The sequence below is a fragment of the Acinetobacter sp. FDAARGOS_724 genome (assembly GCF_013364475.1).
In the GTDB taxonomy this organism is placed as follows: Bacteria; Pseudomonadota; Gammaproteobacteria; order Pseudomonadales; family Moraxellaceae; genus Acinetobacter; species Acinetobacter variabilis.
Window position 1 is genome coordinate 278,169 of record NZ_CP054908.1, and the last position, 15,401, is coordinate 293,569.

Genomic DNA, 15,401 nt, shown 5'->3' on the forward strand with positions numbered 1-15,401 from the left:
TCACCAATCTGTGCCGGCCTATAATTTTATACAGATACAATAACTCATCTAACAATATGTATATCTAAAGGATATACTGACCGGTAATTAGTTTGCCATTAGCTCTTATTAAAACTTACTTGTTATGAAAAAGCTATCTTGTTCAGGCCTTGTTCATCCATTTTTTTTGATCATTATCATTATTTTGATCTCAATTCCGATGGGTTTCTATGGCATGTATCTCTATATTGCCCCATCTTTGCCTGAAATGTCTACGCTTAAAAAGGCACCTTTATTAAAGCCTTTACAAGTTTTTAGCTCAGATAATAAGCTCATTGCAGAGTATGGTGGCAAGCTTTCTGTTCCTGTGAATTATGAACAGATTCCGAAAGAATTTATTCACGCCTTCCTCGCTGCAGAAGATTCTAGTTTCTTCGAACACAGCGGGATCAGCTTTAAAGGTTTAGGACGTGCAGTCAGTGAAACCATTACTGGCTCTGATGTACAGACTGGTGGTTCGACCATTACCATGCAGGTCGCCAAAAACTACTATTTAAGTCCCGAACGTACTTTAAAGCGTAAGCTAACTGAAATTTTCCTGGCACGTAAAATAGAACAGAATTTAAGTAAAGAAGAAATTCTGACTTTATATGTCAATAAAATTTTCTTGGGAAAAAATGCTTACGGCATCGCGGCAGCAGCCAAAATCTATTACAACAAAAGTTTAGATGAGCTTTCGATTGCGCAAATGGCAATGATCGCCGGTCTTCCTAAAGCACCTTCTCGCTACAATCCGGTGGCCAATCCTAAACGTGCACTGGAACGTCGTAACTGGATTTTAGGTCGTATGCTGCAATTGGGTTATCTGAATCAAAGCCAATATCAGGAAGCCATTGCTGAACCGATTAAACTGGATATGCCTGACCGCAGTACGCGTAACAAATTTCCCTACGTCGGTGAAATGGTTCGCTCTGAACTGGTAGAAAATTTTGGTGAACAGGCCATAGATTCAGGCTATAAAGTTTACACGACGATCCACAGTGAACGTCAGGCTTATGCTGAACAGGCGGTACAGGATGGTTTAGAAGCTTATGATCGTCGTCATGGCTGGCGAGGTGCTGAGGCTCATGATCAGCCCCTGCAAAATTTCCGTGTCTATGCCAACACTTACCCTGCTGAAGTGACTAAGGTCAACAATAATAGCTTTGAAGCATTGATGCAGGATGGTACAACCGTAACTGTGCCTTGGTCAGGCATGTCCTGGGCTCGTCCTTATCGTAGTGCAAACAGTGTAGGTGCTGCACCAAGCAGAGCATCACAGATTGTTAAAGTTAAAGATATTGTTCGTTTAAGACCTAATGAGAATAAAAGTTCCTGGGCACTGGTACAAACACCTCAGGTACAGGGTCAATTAATTGCATTAAACCCGAATAATGGTGCCATTGAAGCCATTGTCGGTGGTTATAATTTTTATCAATCCAAATTTAACCGTGCGACCAAAGGCTGGCGTCAGCCGGGTTCAACTATTAAACCCTTCGTTTACGCTCTGGCTTTAGAACGTGGTATGACTCCACACACCATGGTCAATGATGCACCGATTACTATTGGTAAATGGAGTCCGCGTAATTCGGATGGTCGTTATTTAGGGATGATTCCTTTACGTCGTGCTTTATATCTGTCACGTAACACGGTTTCAGTTCGCCTATTACAAACCGTCGGTATTGAGCGTACCCGTCAGTTATTTATGGATTTTGGCTTACAGGATAACCAGATTCCACGTAACTACACCATTGCTCTAGGTACACCTCAGGTTTTACCAATCCAAATGGCCACTGGTTATGCTACGTTCGCCAATGGTGGTTATCGGATTCAGCCACATTTTATTACGCGTATCGAAGATCCCTATGGCAAGACTATTTTTGAGGCTAAGCCTGAATATGCCTGCATCTCGTGTATTAATGCTCAGGAAGAAAGCCCTCAACCAACAGGCGCGCTCACTCCTGATGATGAAGCAATTGAAATCAATAACAAAACCTTAGCACAGAAACCAGAGACACCACAAATCTCGGCTGAAGACAGTAATTACCGTCAGGCAGAACGTATTCTAAAATCTAGCTCTGCTTATGATATGGCTAATATCCTGCGTGATGTGATTCAGCATGGTACGGGACGTGCTGCTTTAAGAATTGGTCGTAGCGATATTGGGGGTAAAACCGGTACCACCAATGATGCCAAAGATGCCTGGTTTGCAGGTTTTAATGGCAAGCTAGTCACCGTTGCCTGGGTCGGTTTCGACCAGCCAAAAACTTTAGGTCGCCGTGAATATGGTGGCGTGGCAGCCTTACCAATCTGGACCGACTTTATGGGGAATGCCTTAAAAGGCACACCAGAAGCTTGGGTTCGCCTGGATCGTAATGCCAAGGCGCCAATTAACCGTAATAAAGTAGTACAAGGTGAGCAAGAACAGCATGATCCGTCGTCTCCACCTTTAGCGACGCCTCTGTATCGACCTGCTCCGGTTGTGATACCTAAACGACAAAGCAATGATTTTGAAGATTTACCTGATCAGGAAATTCGCATACCGGATGATGAAAGAGTAGCGCCAAGAGACCAGCCACTACAGCCAAATCGGGTGGTGGATCCTTTGGAAAACTTGATTGAAGAAATTGAATAATCTGAACCAATAAAAAATCCCTCATTATTGAGGGATTTTTTATTTTTGGATTTTAAATTTATTTCTTCTGAAATACATAAATCTGGAATTGAGCCATTAAATCGAATTGATCCTGCTGCTCAAGTGCCAGACGGCGTTCAGGTTTGGTTTTATAAGCATAGGGAGTCATAGTAATCAGGTTTTTTAAATCTGCTTGAGCCAAAGTCATTGGCGCATCAATCACCTGTTCACTTACCAGATTAAATGCATCCTGCAACTGCTCAACAAATTTATGTGGCTCGTGTGCTTTTACTTCCTCAAATAAGGCTTCACGCATCGCATATAAATGTTGTGGTGCAGGGGTTACCACCATCAAATAAGATTTTGGCTTTAATACCCGTAAGATTTCCTGTTTCGGAATTGGGCTAAATAAGCTGGTACACAGATCAATGGATTGATCCAATACCGGCAAGGTCGCCCCTGTCCCTACCACCCAGGTAATTTCTTTATTCAGTTTAGCTGCAACCTGAACTGCATTTTTGGCAATATCTACACCGACACATTGCATCACTTCAGCCTGCATGGCATCGGTGTAATAACCTTCGCCACAACCAATATCGAGCAGATTTTCAATCCGCAGCTCACAGATTTTCTTGACCACAGCCTGTTGCAGAGGTGCATAGTGACCTGCGCTCAGAAATGCACGGCGTGCCTGCACAGATTCAGGCGTATCACCCGGATTTTTACTATGTTTATGCTGCACTACATGCAGATTCACATAACCCTGCTTGGCTATATCATAGCTATGCTGATTGTCACAGCGCCATGTACGTTCATTTAAGCGTAACTGCTCACGACAAACAGGACACATCAGTAAGTTCATTTTTTAATTTCTCCAAAACAAAAAAGCCGGCATGCGCCGACTTTTTCAAATGCATTTCTTAGCGTAATTTTAAGGTCATTAGGCCTAAAACTACCAGCATAATTGTAATAATCCAGAAACGAATGACGACTTGAGTTTCACGCCAGCCTTTCTTTTCATAATGGTGATGTAAAGGTGCCATTAAGAAAACGCGTTTATTACGCATCCGCAGTGAACCAATCTGCAAGAATACAGAAATTGCTTCCACCAAGAATACACCTGCCATAATCGCAAACACGATTTCCTGACGCACCATCACGGCAATTGTACCCAGCATTGCACCTAAAGATAACGCACCCACATCACCCATAAACACCTGAGCTGGGTGAGCGTTATACCAGAGGAATGCCAGACCGGCACCAATCATCGCAGCACAGATGACTACCAGTTCGGAAGAATATTTCACATAAGGAATATGTAAGTAGTTAGCGAAACGTACATCGCCTGCCAGATAAGCAAATACCCCTAAACCTGCTGCAACCAGAACAATTGGCATGATCGCCAGACCATCCAGGCCATCGGTCAGATTTACGGCATTGGATGCACCATTAATCACGAAGTAAGTGAAAATAATGAAGCCAATTCCCAGCGGAATCACGGACAATGGAATGGTGTGATCCTTAAAGAATGGAATCAGCACATCCAGCATATTGGCAGTCACAACCGGATTCGGTTGCTGCTGTGCGATCACATACAGTGCAATACCAGCACCCAAAGAACCCACTGATGTCCAGAAGAATTTCTTGCGTGCAGGTAGGCCGGCATTGTCCTTATAACGGATTTTAATCCAGTCATCCGCCCAGCCCACGGCGCCGAAAATCACCATCACCGAGAGCACAATCCAGACATAAGGATTCGTCAGGTCTGCCCACAGTAAGGTGGAGATCCCGATCGAGAGCAGGATTAACACCCCACCCATAGTCGGTGTACCCATTTTCTTGGCATGATTCTCAGGAGCAAACGAACTTACTGCCTGACCATATTTTAGTGCCTGCAATTTACGGATCATGATCGGACCCAAGACCAAACCGATAGTCATAGCGGTCAAGACGCTGAGCAAAGCACGTAAAGTTAGATAACGAACCACCTGAAACGTGCTATCAAAGCCCGCCAGATGATCAAATAGCCATAACAGCATTTAGAGTTTCTCCATCAATGCAGCCATCAATGTTTCCATATGGGTAAAACGTGACCCCTTGAACAGGAAAGACATTGGCTGGGGATGATGTGTTTCAATCAAATCAATTAAAAACGGTAAAGCCTGCTCTTGATTCAGGAAAGCCTGCATTTTCTTACCATATTGCGTACTACGTGCACCTTCTTGTGCAGCTGGAGCAAATTCACCCACAGCCACCACAAAATTAATGCCTTTGACCGATACCAGATCCCGACCAAGTTTATAATGCTCGATTGCAGCAGATGAACCCAGTTCACCGATATCGCCGGTCACCATCACTCGAATGCCCTGCTGCTGCGCTAAAACTTCAGCCGCTGCACGCATCGAGCTTGGATTGGCATTGTAGGTATCATCAATAAATAAAAAATCTTTATGCGGTATAAAGTTCAAACGACCTTTGGCACCAACAGCTTGTTCAAGGCCAGCCACGATATCATCCAGACTAATACCAATTGCCAAAGAAAAAGCCACCGCTGCAGTTGCGTTTTGCACATTGTGTTCACCAGCAAATGGTAGATTTACGGTTTTAGTACCTTGTGGTGTATTTAGCGTGAAAGTCGCAGATTGCGGATGTAGTTCTACGTCAGTTGCATAGACGTCACCACCCTGACCAAAACTCAAAGTTTTCTCGGTTTTGACGGCTGCACGGATTTGCTCGGCATAATCATCTGCTGCAGGCACAATCGAAGTTTCAAAAATATGCGAATAGATTTCAGACTTGGCGCGACAAATCCCATCACGGCCACCAAACTCACCTAAGTGTGCGGTACCGATATTAATGATACCGGCCACATGTGGCTGTACCAGGTTGGAAGTGTAATCAATTTCACCCTGATGGCTTGCACCCAGTTCCATCACTGCATACTGATGTTCAGCACGCAATTCCAGCAACATCATTGGGACACCCAAATCATTATTCAGGTTACCGCGAGTGACTAAAGTCGGTGCCAAACGCGACAGGATACTACCCAGCATTTCTTTGGTCGTGGTTTTACCGCTACTACCAGTCAAGGCAATGACTTTAAGCTGTGAGTTTTGCTGACGACGATAAGTGCCAAGATGACCCAATGCCAGACGAGTATCTTCAACTACTAGCTGGCAAATATCTGCGTCAACAGGTTGGCTGACAATCGCGATTCCACAGCCCTTCTCAGCCACTTGAGCAATAAAGTCATGTGCATCAAAACGCTCACCTTTAAGTGCTAGGAAAACATCCCCTGCTTCGGCATGACGGGAATCAGTTAAAATCCGCTTAATCTGACCTTCAGGTTTTTTATCATTCAGCCAATAACCATGAGTGGCTTGCTGTAACTGTTCAATTGTCCATGGCTCTAGAGGCACGGTACTTGTTGTTGAAGTATGCATGTAAAATCCTAATGCGCTGGAAATGCTAAATCACGGTTGTGATGCTGGGCATCAATCGCGGCCTGTACCTCGACCAAATCATCAAACCAATGTCGCACCCCATCAATCTCCTGATAATTTTCGTGTCCCTTACCGGCAATCACTACAATGTCACCTGGCTGCGCCTGGTCGACTAAAAAGCGAATTGCTTCACGACGGTCATGAATTTCATGATAGCTTTTGTCTGAAAAATCGACACCCTGCTTCATGTCAGCGAAAATCTGGTTTGGATCTTCAGTACGTGGGTTGTCCGAAGTCAGCACTGCAATATCAGCGCCCTCAAGTGCAGCCTGTGTCATCAACGGACGTTTGCCACGATCACGATCACCGCCACAGCCAAAAGCAACCCAGAGTTTTTGGCTGACATGACGCTTCAGCGTAAGCAAGACCTGATTCAGGGCATCTGGAGTATGCGCATAATCCACGACAAATAAACGCTCATCATCACGAATGACCTGCATACGGCCTGGTGCACCTTTCAGCTCAGGCACAGTTGCGATTAAATCGGCTAATGAAAATCCCACCTGCTCTACCACAACTAGGCTCGCAACCAAATTTTCGATATTGAAATGACCCAACAAAGGACTATGCACAGTAAATGTATCTTGTGCAGTGATCAGTTTAAAGTCAGCACCGGAAATACTGTACTGGATATCCTGAACCCGATAATCGGCTGCTTGCGACAAAGAATAAGTCAAAATTTTCGGTTGGTTTGGATTGGTTTTTGCAGCATTCAGCATCACCTCTGCATGTGCGTCATCAATATTGATGACTGCAATTTTCAGAGATTTAAAGCTGAATAAACGCGATTTGGCTTCTGCATAAGCTTCCAGCGTACCGTGATAGTCGAGATGATCTCGACTTAAATTGCTATAAGCCGCAATTTCAATCGTACAACCATTCAGACGACCCTGCTCCAGACCATGCGAACTCGCTTCAATTGAGGCAAATTCCGCACCTGCCTGTGCATAGGCATGCAAGGCATTTTGCAATTGCAGGGCATCGAGTGTGGTATGAGAAGAGGCTTCCAGATTCGGCAAAATACCATTTCCTGTAGTCCCCATAACTGCACAGGCTTTGCCTTGCAGCATCAGCAACTCAGCAACCAGACGGGAAATTGTGGTTTTACCATTGGTACCAGTTACGGCCAGAATACGGGCAGTATTGACTGGCTGAGTCGCTTGCAGATAGTGCTTCTGCCATTCGCCCATCAAGTGACGGACATTCGGTACTACCAAAGCTGGAGCAATATCCAGATCTTGTTCTGAAATCACGGCCAGTGCACCCAATGACAAGGCTTTCTTGGCATATTCTGCAGTTTTTTCAGGTTGAGACAAGCTGGTCAGGGCAATAAAAATTTGCCCCAGTTTAACTTTGCGGCTGTCCAGTTCGAAACCCTGAAAGGATTGTCGCATCCATTCAGCAGGTTCTTGAACGGCGTAGAGATCTTGAAATGTAATTGACATTGATCACCTATTTACTGGACTTTGGGAGATTCTAAAGGTTTGTCCAATGGAACATTCAGCAGGCGTAAAGACTCCTGCATCACACGAGCAAAGACAGGTGCAGATACCGTACCACCATAGTAGGTGCCTTGTGGGTTTTCTACCACCACCACCATAGCGATCCGTGGGTCACTGACTGGTGCCACGCCGGCAAATAAAGCACGGTATTCATTGGTCGAATAACCTTTACGGTCGGCACGCAATTTATGCGCAGTACCCGTTTTACCTGCAACACGATAACCAGGTACGGTTGCACGGGTTGCTGTACCACCAGGCAAAGTTGCTGTTTCCATCATCAGCAGAACCTGTTCTGCGATTTGAGGATCAATCATCTGCTCGCCTTGTGGCTGTTCTTCTAACTTATATAGACTTAAAGGCACTTTCACACCTTTGTTCGCCAGCATGGCATAGGCATCAGCCAATTGCAGCACAGTCGCATTCAGACCATAACCATAAGCCATGGTTGCTACTTCAGACACATTCCATTTACTTGGCGGCAGAATCAAACCAGAACTTTCACCCGGAAATTTCACTGCGGAACGCTGACCAAAACCAAGACGTTTATAGAAAGTCGGTAAAGTTTCATACGGCAGTGACAAAGCTAATTTGGCCACACCGACGTTTGATGATTTCTGGATAATGCCACCCAGTGTCAACTGACCGTAGTTATGCGTATCACGAATAGTATGATTCCCGACCCGCATACTACCTGGACTCGTATTGATCACCGAATTGGCCGTATATTTCCCGCTCTCTAGAGCCATCGCCACTGTTAGCGGCTTCATGGTTGAACCCGGCTCGAAGGAATCGACAGCACCACGGTTACGCATTGCGTCTTTATTTAATAAGCCATTCTTGTCATTCGGGTTATAAGAAGGCCAAGAAGACATTGCCAGAATTTCACCAGTTTTGACATCGACTGCAATCGCCGTTGCGGAGCGGGCATTATTGGCGACACCCGCTGCAGTGAGTTCACGGTACATAATGTACTGTAAACGTGAGTCGATACTCAGGGTAATATTTTCACCCGGCTCGACTTCTTTAATCACTTCCGGTTCTTTAACCCGGTTGCCTTTTTTGTCACGGATAATCTGCTGTTCACCATCCTGACCGGCAAGACGAGTATTCAGCTGCATCTCCAGACCTTCGATCCCAGTTCCTTCACTATTGGTCAGACCAATAATCTGGGAGTTTGGGTGTGGCTGCGGATAATAACGCTTATAGTTTTTCTCGGTATACACACCCTGGAAATTACGCTTCATGATCAGTTCCGCCTGTTGTGGCGGCACTTCTTTTTTCAGGATCAGATAACGTGAACGTGGACGCTCTTCCATTTTTTTGCGCAATTCAGCACGATCCATACCCACTGCATCAGCCAGCTCATCCAGATTCAGGTTTTTATCTGGGAGTTGACGTTTCAGTTTACGGCTATTCGGCTCTTTCTGTAGCGCCAGCATGGTCTCATCATAAAGTTTTTTATTATCAAAATAGTCACGTGGGTCAATCACGATTTTCATAATCGGCGTACTGATCGCCAGCGGAATACCATTACGATCATAAATTACGCCACGCATAGCCTTGATGGTATTGGTTCGCAGAATATTGGCATTGGCTTTATTTTGCAGAAAATCCTTATTAATAATCTGCACATAAAAAGCTCGGCCGATCAGTGTCACAAAACACAGCAGCACCACGGCCCACATGATGTAAAAACGGTTGATATAAACATTTAAGGCATTTTTCTCGGTGACGGACTGCTTTTTACGTACCGGTTGCTTCTTTCTCTTGTCTACCATGTTCGAGCGCTAGCCTTATTTTTTCTCATCTGAAGGTTGTGGTAAGGAAATTACGACACTCTGTGAAATCGAAGGTGAATACATCCTTAACTGAGTCACTGCACGGGTACCAATCTGCGCGGTCGCACCAAAGGTCTGCTGTTCAATCAGCAAACGTCCCCACTCTGCATTCAGGTCATCCCGTTCACGCAGATAGGTACTCAGTTTGCGGTTATCCTGACGGTATTCAAAGACCTGGAATACGACAAATATCGCACTGATGAAGACCATCAATATTAATATGAGATAAACAATGACTTTTTTCAGCCATAATTTTTCTGTTTTTTTATCAACCACTTCAGTTTTCATGATGTGCCTATTAAGCTAAACGTTCTGCCACGCGCAGCCATGCGCTACGTGAACGAGGATTGGCTTTAACTTCCTCATCACCTGCCTTGACCCGGGCGATTTTCTTTAAACGTCGCGTATCCTTTTGTTGTTGCGGCATTCCCCAGCCTGAATCTTCTTCAAGCGTTGATTCTTTTTGAATAAACTGCTTAATCAACCGGTCTTCCAGTGAGTGGAAGCTGATGACAGCCAAACGTCCCTCCGGTTTCAAAATCTCAACCGCTTGAGGGAGGAAAGTTTCAATATCTTCTAATTCTTTATTAATAGCAATACGAATCGCTTGGAAAGTCCGGGTGGCAGCATGTTTATTTTTTTCCCATTTTGGATGGGCAACTTTCACAATTTCCGCCAGTTTGGCTGTGGTATCAATATATCCGGCAGCCTTGATCGCTTTAGCTATACGGCGACTATAACGCTCTTCACCATACTGAAAAATCACATTAGCCAGTGCTTCTTCTTCAATATCTACCAGCCATTCGGCTGCAGTCGGACCTTGCGAGTTGTCCATGCGCATATCCAGCGGGCCATCTTTCATAAAGCTGAAACCGCGTTCTGCCTGATCCAGCTGCGGTGAAGACACCCCTAAGTCAGCCATCACACCATCTACACTTTCAATACCCTGCTCAGCTAATGCCTGTTTTAAATCAGCGAAGCTGGCATGAATAATTTTAAACCGTGAATCTTCCTGTTCCAGTTCTGCAGCAACAGCCAATGCTTGCGGGTCTTTATCGAAGGCGTAGACGCGTGCATTTTCATCCAATTTGGAAAGCAATAAACGTGTATGCCCACCGCGGCCAAAGGTTCCATCCACATAAATTCCCGTATTGCGACCAGCCAATAAGGCATCAATCGTTTCGTGAAGTAATACAGAAATATGTGACATAAAAACTCAATCAATAGGGCGAAAAATTTAACTGCACATTATCACTCTGTTTAGCTAAAGCTCCAAACGACTTTTTGTAGATAAATATTAATTTCTATAGAGAAAACCGTTTTTATTTTTCGACAGTCGATAAAAAAGCCTCCATCGAGGAAGCTTTTTTTATATTTTAAATTTATTTTTTAATCAATAGATTAACGCTTCGAGTTATAGATCTGGTCGAAGATTGCGCCATTCACAAAGTGAGTTTTCTGTGCATTGGCCCAGCCACCGAACACTTCATCAATGGTAAAGGTTTTAATTTTCGGGAACTGTGATGAATATTTGGCTAAGACTTTCTCATTACGTGGACGATAGAAATGTCGTGCTGCCATGTCCTGACCAAGTGGAGAATAAAGATAGTTGATATAACCTTTAGCTAACCATTTGTTGCCATTTTTATCCACTGTACGATCTACGATGGCTACAGAAGGTTCAGTCAGAATGGTCAAAGATGGATAAACGATATCAAACTTATTTTTACCGAGAGTTTTTTGCGTTACCAAAGCTTCATTTTCCCAAGTTAACAGCACATCACCAATATTACGCTCAGCAAATGTAGTCATCGATGCACGTGCAGCAGAGTCCATCACTTTGACGTTTTTATAAAGCTTGCCGACAAATTCTTGGGCTTTGGCTTTGCTACCACCCGGCTGTTTCTCTGCATAACCCCAAGCTGACAGGTAAACCCAACGTGGCAAACCACCCGTTTTCGGGTTTGGTGTAATAATTTCTACGCCCGGTTTAGTCAGATCTTTCCAGTCTTTAATTCCTTTAGGGTTACCCTTACGCACCATGAAGACAATCGTTGAAGTATAAGGTGCAGAATTATGCGGGAACTCTTTTTGCCAGCCTGGCTGAATCTGACCAGATCTTACGATCTCTTCAATATCGTTTGCCAATGCCAAAGTAACCACATCACCTTTTAAACCGTCGACCACAGAACGGGCCTGTTTACCTGAACCGCCGTGAGACTGTTTAAAGTTCACATCAATACCGGTTCGTTTTTTCCAGTAGGCACCAAAAGATTTGTTGAATTCGTCATAGAATTCACGGGTTGCATCATAAGAAACGTTCAGGAATTCACGATCCGCGGCTTGGCTCGCAGTTGCGGTAAATGTCAGACCTGTTGCCAATAAGGCAGCACTAACCAGTGATTTTAATTGAGTTTTCATAAGAGCATCGGGAGATTATCTTCATTAGATATAACTATATGAAATAAAGTTATTTTTCGCAATTGAGCAAACAAAGTGCATACAGGGTAATATTTAGTTATTTTTTGTTTTAATTTCATGTTTTATATAATAAAAATATCTAGATTAAAGACTTATCCTATTTTTATAGCATTTTATGCATTAGATATAAAAAAAACGGATAATAAATTATCCGCTTTCTAAATTAAGGTTCGGTAATTAAAATCATTTACGGTTTTCCGCAGAGATCTAATCGTAAATCGCCCCATTCACAAAATGGGTTTTCTGCGCTTTTGCCCAGCCGCCAAAGACTTTATCAATAGTAAAAGTCTGGATTTTTGGGAATTGCGCCGCATATTTTGCTGCTGCTTTGACATCACGTGGACGGAAGTAATATTTCGCTGCCAGCTTCTGCCCTTTTGGTGAATATAAATAGTTTAAATAACCTTTGGCTAAATTGCTGTTGCCATTTTTATCCACGGTCTTGTCGACAATCGCTACTGATGGCTCAGCCAGAATGGAAATCGAAGGATAGACAATTTCATACTTATCTTTACCCAGACCTTGTGTAGCCAATAATGCTTCATTTTCCCAAGAGAGTAATACATCGCCGATCCCGCGCTCAGCAAAGGTCGTTAAGGACCCACGCGCACCTGAATCCAATACTTTGACATTAGCATAGAGTTTTTTCACCAGTTCTTTGGCTTTGGCGTAATAATTTCAACGCCTGGTTTGGTTAGGTCATTCCAGTCTTTAATCTGTTTTTGATTACCTTTACGAACCAGAAATACAATTGTAGAAGTATAAGGAGCCGAATTACTTGGGAACTCTTTCTGCCAGCCCTTTTCGATTAAACCGGTATTGACGATTTCTTCGATGTCATTGGCCAGTGCCAAAGTAACTACATCGGCCTGCAAACCATCCACCACAGAGCGTGCCTGTTTACCTGAACCACCATGCGACTGTTTAAAATTGACCGCTTGCCCGGTTTTCTGTTTCCAGAACTTACCAAATTCTTCGTTATATTCCTGATAGAATTCGCGGGTCGGATCATAGGAAACGTTGAGAAAGTCTTTTGCAGCATAGCCAGGAATGGCACTTCCGCCAAGTAATACTAAAATAGTAAATGTTATTATCTTTTTCATGATTAGTGCTCATTGCTAATTTATCTTTATCCAGCACTATATAAATAAAAAAGTAATTAACAATCATGCGCTTATAATATTTTATTCAATCATATTCTATTTTTGATATATATACTCACAATTCATTTCGGATACATTTTCTCCTAAAAATTTAATATCCTGCTACAATATAAGACAGTTCTTCACGATCTCTACACATTTATCTGTTACAAATAGGCAACTTAAATGTGGAAATTCTAAGATTTAGTAATTTTCCACAGAGAAATATTAGTTTTTTGTAAAAAATGTGACCTGGTTCTACTTTTTTATATCTGAATGTGATTAGATTGTAGTCAGTATTATAACAACATTTTTAGCAAAACAAGATTAACCAGAGCTAAGGAGGAAGTTTGGATATGAAATTTAAAATATTCACAGCCAGCATCCTAAGTCTTATCATGCTGTTCTCGATTCAACTTGGCCATGCCGTAGTTGTAAAAACAGAGCTACCTAAAGCCTCTGTAAATGCAATTAAAGTGAAAACCTCACCAATTGAAAAAGCAATTCAGCAACATAAAGCTGATAAAAATGCTTTTCATACTGAGGATGAACTTAAAGCGCTGACTGCGTTCAAATCAAATCCGACTCAAAGCTTTTTTGCAGCTCAAAACCTGCGCTTTACCCGTTTTGTGCAAAGTATTTTTTCTCCGAGCAATTCATAAGACTTAGTTTTGGTTCTCCACCTTCGTTATAATAGCTGCAATTTTATATTTAAGATTAGATCCGGCTATGACTGTTCGTACTCGTATTGCACCTTCTCCTACCGGTTTCCCGCATGTGGGAACTGCCTATATTGCCCTGTTCAACCTGTGTTTTGCCAAACAGCACGGTGGTGAATTTATTCTTCGTATTGAAGATACAGATCAGCTGCGTTCTACTCCTGAATCTGAAAAAATGATTCTGGACTCACTACGCTGGTTAGGCCTGAACTGGTCAGAAGGCCCAGATGTCGGTGGTCCACATGCACCATACCGTCAGTCAGAACGGATGAGCATCTATAAAAAATACGCAGAAGAACTGGTAGACAAAGGTCATGCCTTCTACTGTTTCGCAACAGCGCAAGAACTGGATGAAATGCGTGCTGAACAGCAGGCGCGTGGCGAAACTCCACGCTATGATGGTCGCGGTCTAAAACTGTCTAAAGAAGAAGTGGCACGTCGTCTGGCAGCTGGTGAACCGCACGTGATCCGTATGAAAGTGCCGACTGAAGGGGTATGTACCTTTAATGACATGCTCCGTGGTGAAGTAGAAATTCCCTGGGCGCAAGTCGACATGCAAATTCTGCTAAAAACGGATGGTCTGCCAACTTACCATCTGGCAAACGTGGTTGATGATCACCTAATGCAAATTACGCATGTGATTCGTGGTGAAGAATGGATTCCATCTGCACCGAAACATCAGTTGCTGTACAAATACTTTGGTTGGGATATGCCAGTCCTGTGCCACATGCCGCTACTGCGTAATCCGGATAAATCAAAACTGTCTAAACGTAAGAACCCGACTTCAATCAACTATTATAAAGACATCGGTGTATTGCCAGAAGCGTTACTGAACTATCTTGGCCGTATGGGCTGGTCAATGCCAGATGAGCGTGAAAAATTCACTTTGGCTGAAATGATTGAACACTTTGATATTAACCGTGTCTCTCTGGGTGGTCCAATCTTTGATGTTGAAAAACTAAACTGGTTGAATGGTCAGTGGATTAAAGCTCTCTCTCCTGCTGAACTGCTAGATACCTTACTGGCTTGGAAAGCAGACCGTGCCAAACTGGAAGAAATCGCTGCTGTAATTCAACCACGGATCAATCTGCTGTCTGAAGCAGTGAATTGGTCATCGCATTATTTCAACCATTTCCCGACTTTGACTAAAGAACAGTTCGAAAGCAAAAAACTTTCTGAAGAACAAGTTCGTCAAAGCCTGCAATTTGCGATCTGGCGTCTGGAAAGCCTGTTCACCTGGAGCAATGACACTGTCAGCCAAACACTGATGGATCTGGCGAATCAGATGGGCGTTAAATTACGTGACTTTATGCCAGCGTTCTTTATTGCGATTGCCGGTTCAACCGCTTCTACTCCAGTCATGCAGACCATGGTTACCATTGGTCCGGATCTGACTTTTGCCCGTCTGCGCCACGCGCTGGAAGTTGTCGGTGGCCCTAGCAAAAAGGAAGTAAAAGTTTGGGAGAAACTGAATGAGAGTTTGAAACTGCCGAAAAATAAAGCAGTTGATCAAGCTTAATTTATTTTTTAGTTGACGGATGAGCGTTATATCCATAATATAGC

11 protein-coding genes and 1 pseudogene are annotated in these 15,401 nt (G+C 43.5%); 3 read left to right on the plus strand and 9 right to left on the minus strand.

Going from position 1 to position 15,401, the window contains the following annotated elements; translation table 11 throughout:
* Positions 1 to 124: 124 nt before the first annotated feature.
* On the plus strand, positions 125 to 2,653 hold the full coding sequence (gene ponA / locus FOC32_RS02670; RefSeq protein WP_175966243.1) for a penicillin-binding protein PBP1a: 2,529 nt from the start codon (positions 125 to 127) through the stop codon (positions 2,651 to 2,653).
* 58 nt (positions 2,654 to 2,711) lie between these two features.
* Here ponA and FOC32_RS02675 read toward each other — a convergent pair whose 3' ends face one another.
* From FOC32_RS02675 to FOC32_RS02715, 9 genes and pseudogenes are all read right to left on the minus strand, one after another.
* Positions 2,712 to 3,515, minus strand: coding sequence for a putative RNA methyltransferase (locus FOC32_RS02675; protein WP_175966244.1), 804 nt, complete (start codon positions 3,513 to 3,515; stop codon positions 2,712 to 2,714).
* A gap of 58 nt (positions 3,516 to 3,573) precedes the next feature.
* The gene (mraY, locus tag FOC32_RS02680) at positions 3,574 to 4,692 is read right to left on the minus strand and encodes a phospho-N-acetylmuramoyl-pentapeptide-transferase (protein WP_175966246.1); all 1,119 of its coding nucleotides are present in this window, start codon (positions 4,690 to 4,692) and stop codon (positions 3,574 to 3,576) included.
* A complete protein-coding gene (locus tag FOC32_RS02685) occupies positions 4,693 to 6,096 on the minus strand; it encodes a UDP-N-acetylmuramoyl-tripeptide--D-alanyl-D-alanine ligase (protein WP_175966248.1) in 1,404 nt (467 codons plus the stop codon). It lies immediately after the preceding gene.
* 8 nt (positions 6,097 to 6,104) lie between these two features.
* On the minus strand, positions 6,105 to 7,601 hold the full coding sequence (locus FOC32_RS02690; RefSeq protein WP_175966250.1) for a UDP-N-acetylmuramoyl-L-alanyl-D-glutamate--2,6-diaminopimelate ligase: 1,497 nt from the start codon (positions 7,599 to 7,601) through the stop codon (positions 6,105 to 6,107).
* A gap of 11 nt (positions 7,602 to 7,612) precedes the next feature.
* Positions 7,613 to 9,436: a penicillin-binding protein PBP3 gene (gene ftsI, locus FOC32_RS02695; protein WP_175966252.1), complete on the minus strand. Its 1,824-nt coding sequence runs from the start codon at positions 9,434 to 9,436 to the stop codon at positions 7,613 to 7,615.
* A 15-nt stretch (positions 9,437 to 9,451) separates the two neighbouring features.
* Entirely contained in the window at positions 9,452 to 9,784 is a 333-nt protein-coding gene (ftsL, locus tag FOC32_RS02700; RefSeq protein ID WP_175966254.1) for a cell division protein FtsL, read from the minus strand.
* 10 nt (positions 9,785 to 9,794) lie between these two features.
* Entirely contained in the window at positions 9,795 to 10,706 is a 912-nt protein-coding gene (gene rsmH, locus FOC32_RS02705) for a 16S rRNA (cytosine(1402)-N(4))-methyltransferase RsmH (RefSeq protein WP_175966256.1), read from the minus strand.
* 191 nt (positions 10,707 to 10,897) lie between these two features.
* Complete coding sequence (locus FOC32_RS02710; RefSeq protein ID WP_004787154.1) at positions 10,898 to 11,917, minus strand: sulfate ABC transporter substrate-binding protein; 1,020 nt, start codon at positions 11,915 to 11,917, stop codon at positions 10,898 to 10,900.
* A gap of 267 nt (positions 11,918 to 12,184) precedes the next feature.
* Positions 12,185 to 13,080 (minus strand): annotated as a pseudogene (locus FOC32_RS02715) (sulfate ABC transporter substrate-binding protein).
* A gap of 395 nt (positions 13,081 to 13,475) precedes the next feature.
* On the opposite strand from FOC32_RS02715, the gene FOC32_RS02720 reads away from it, so the two are divergent.
* Together FOC32_RS02720 and gltX are read left to right on the plus strand one after the other, a co-directional pair.
* Positions 13,476 to 13,781 (plus strand): hypothetical protein, encoded by a 306-nt coding sequence (locus tag FOC32_RS02720; protein WP_175966258.1) that lies wholly within the window; start codon positions 13,476 to 13,478, stop codon positions 13,779 to 13,781.
* 67 nt (positions 13,782 to 13,848) lie between these two features.
* A complete protein-coding gene (gene gltX / locus FOC32_RS02725) occupies positions 13,849 to 15,357 on the plus strand; it encodes a glutamate--tRNA ligase (protein ID WP_175966260.1) in 1,509 nt (502 codons plus the stop codon).
* Positions 15,358 to 15,401 lie beyond the last annotated feature (44 nt).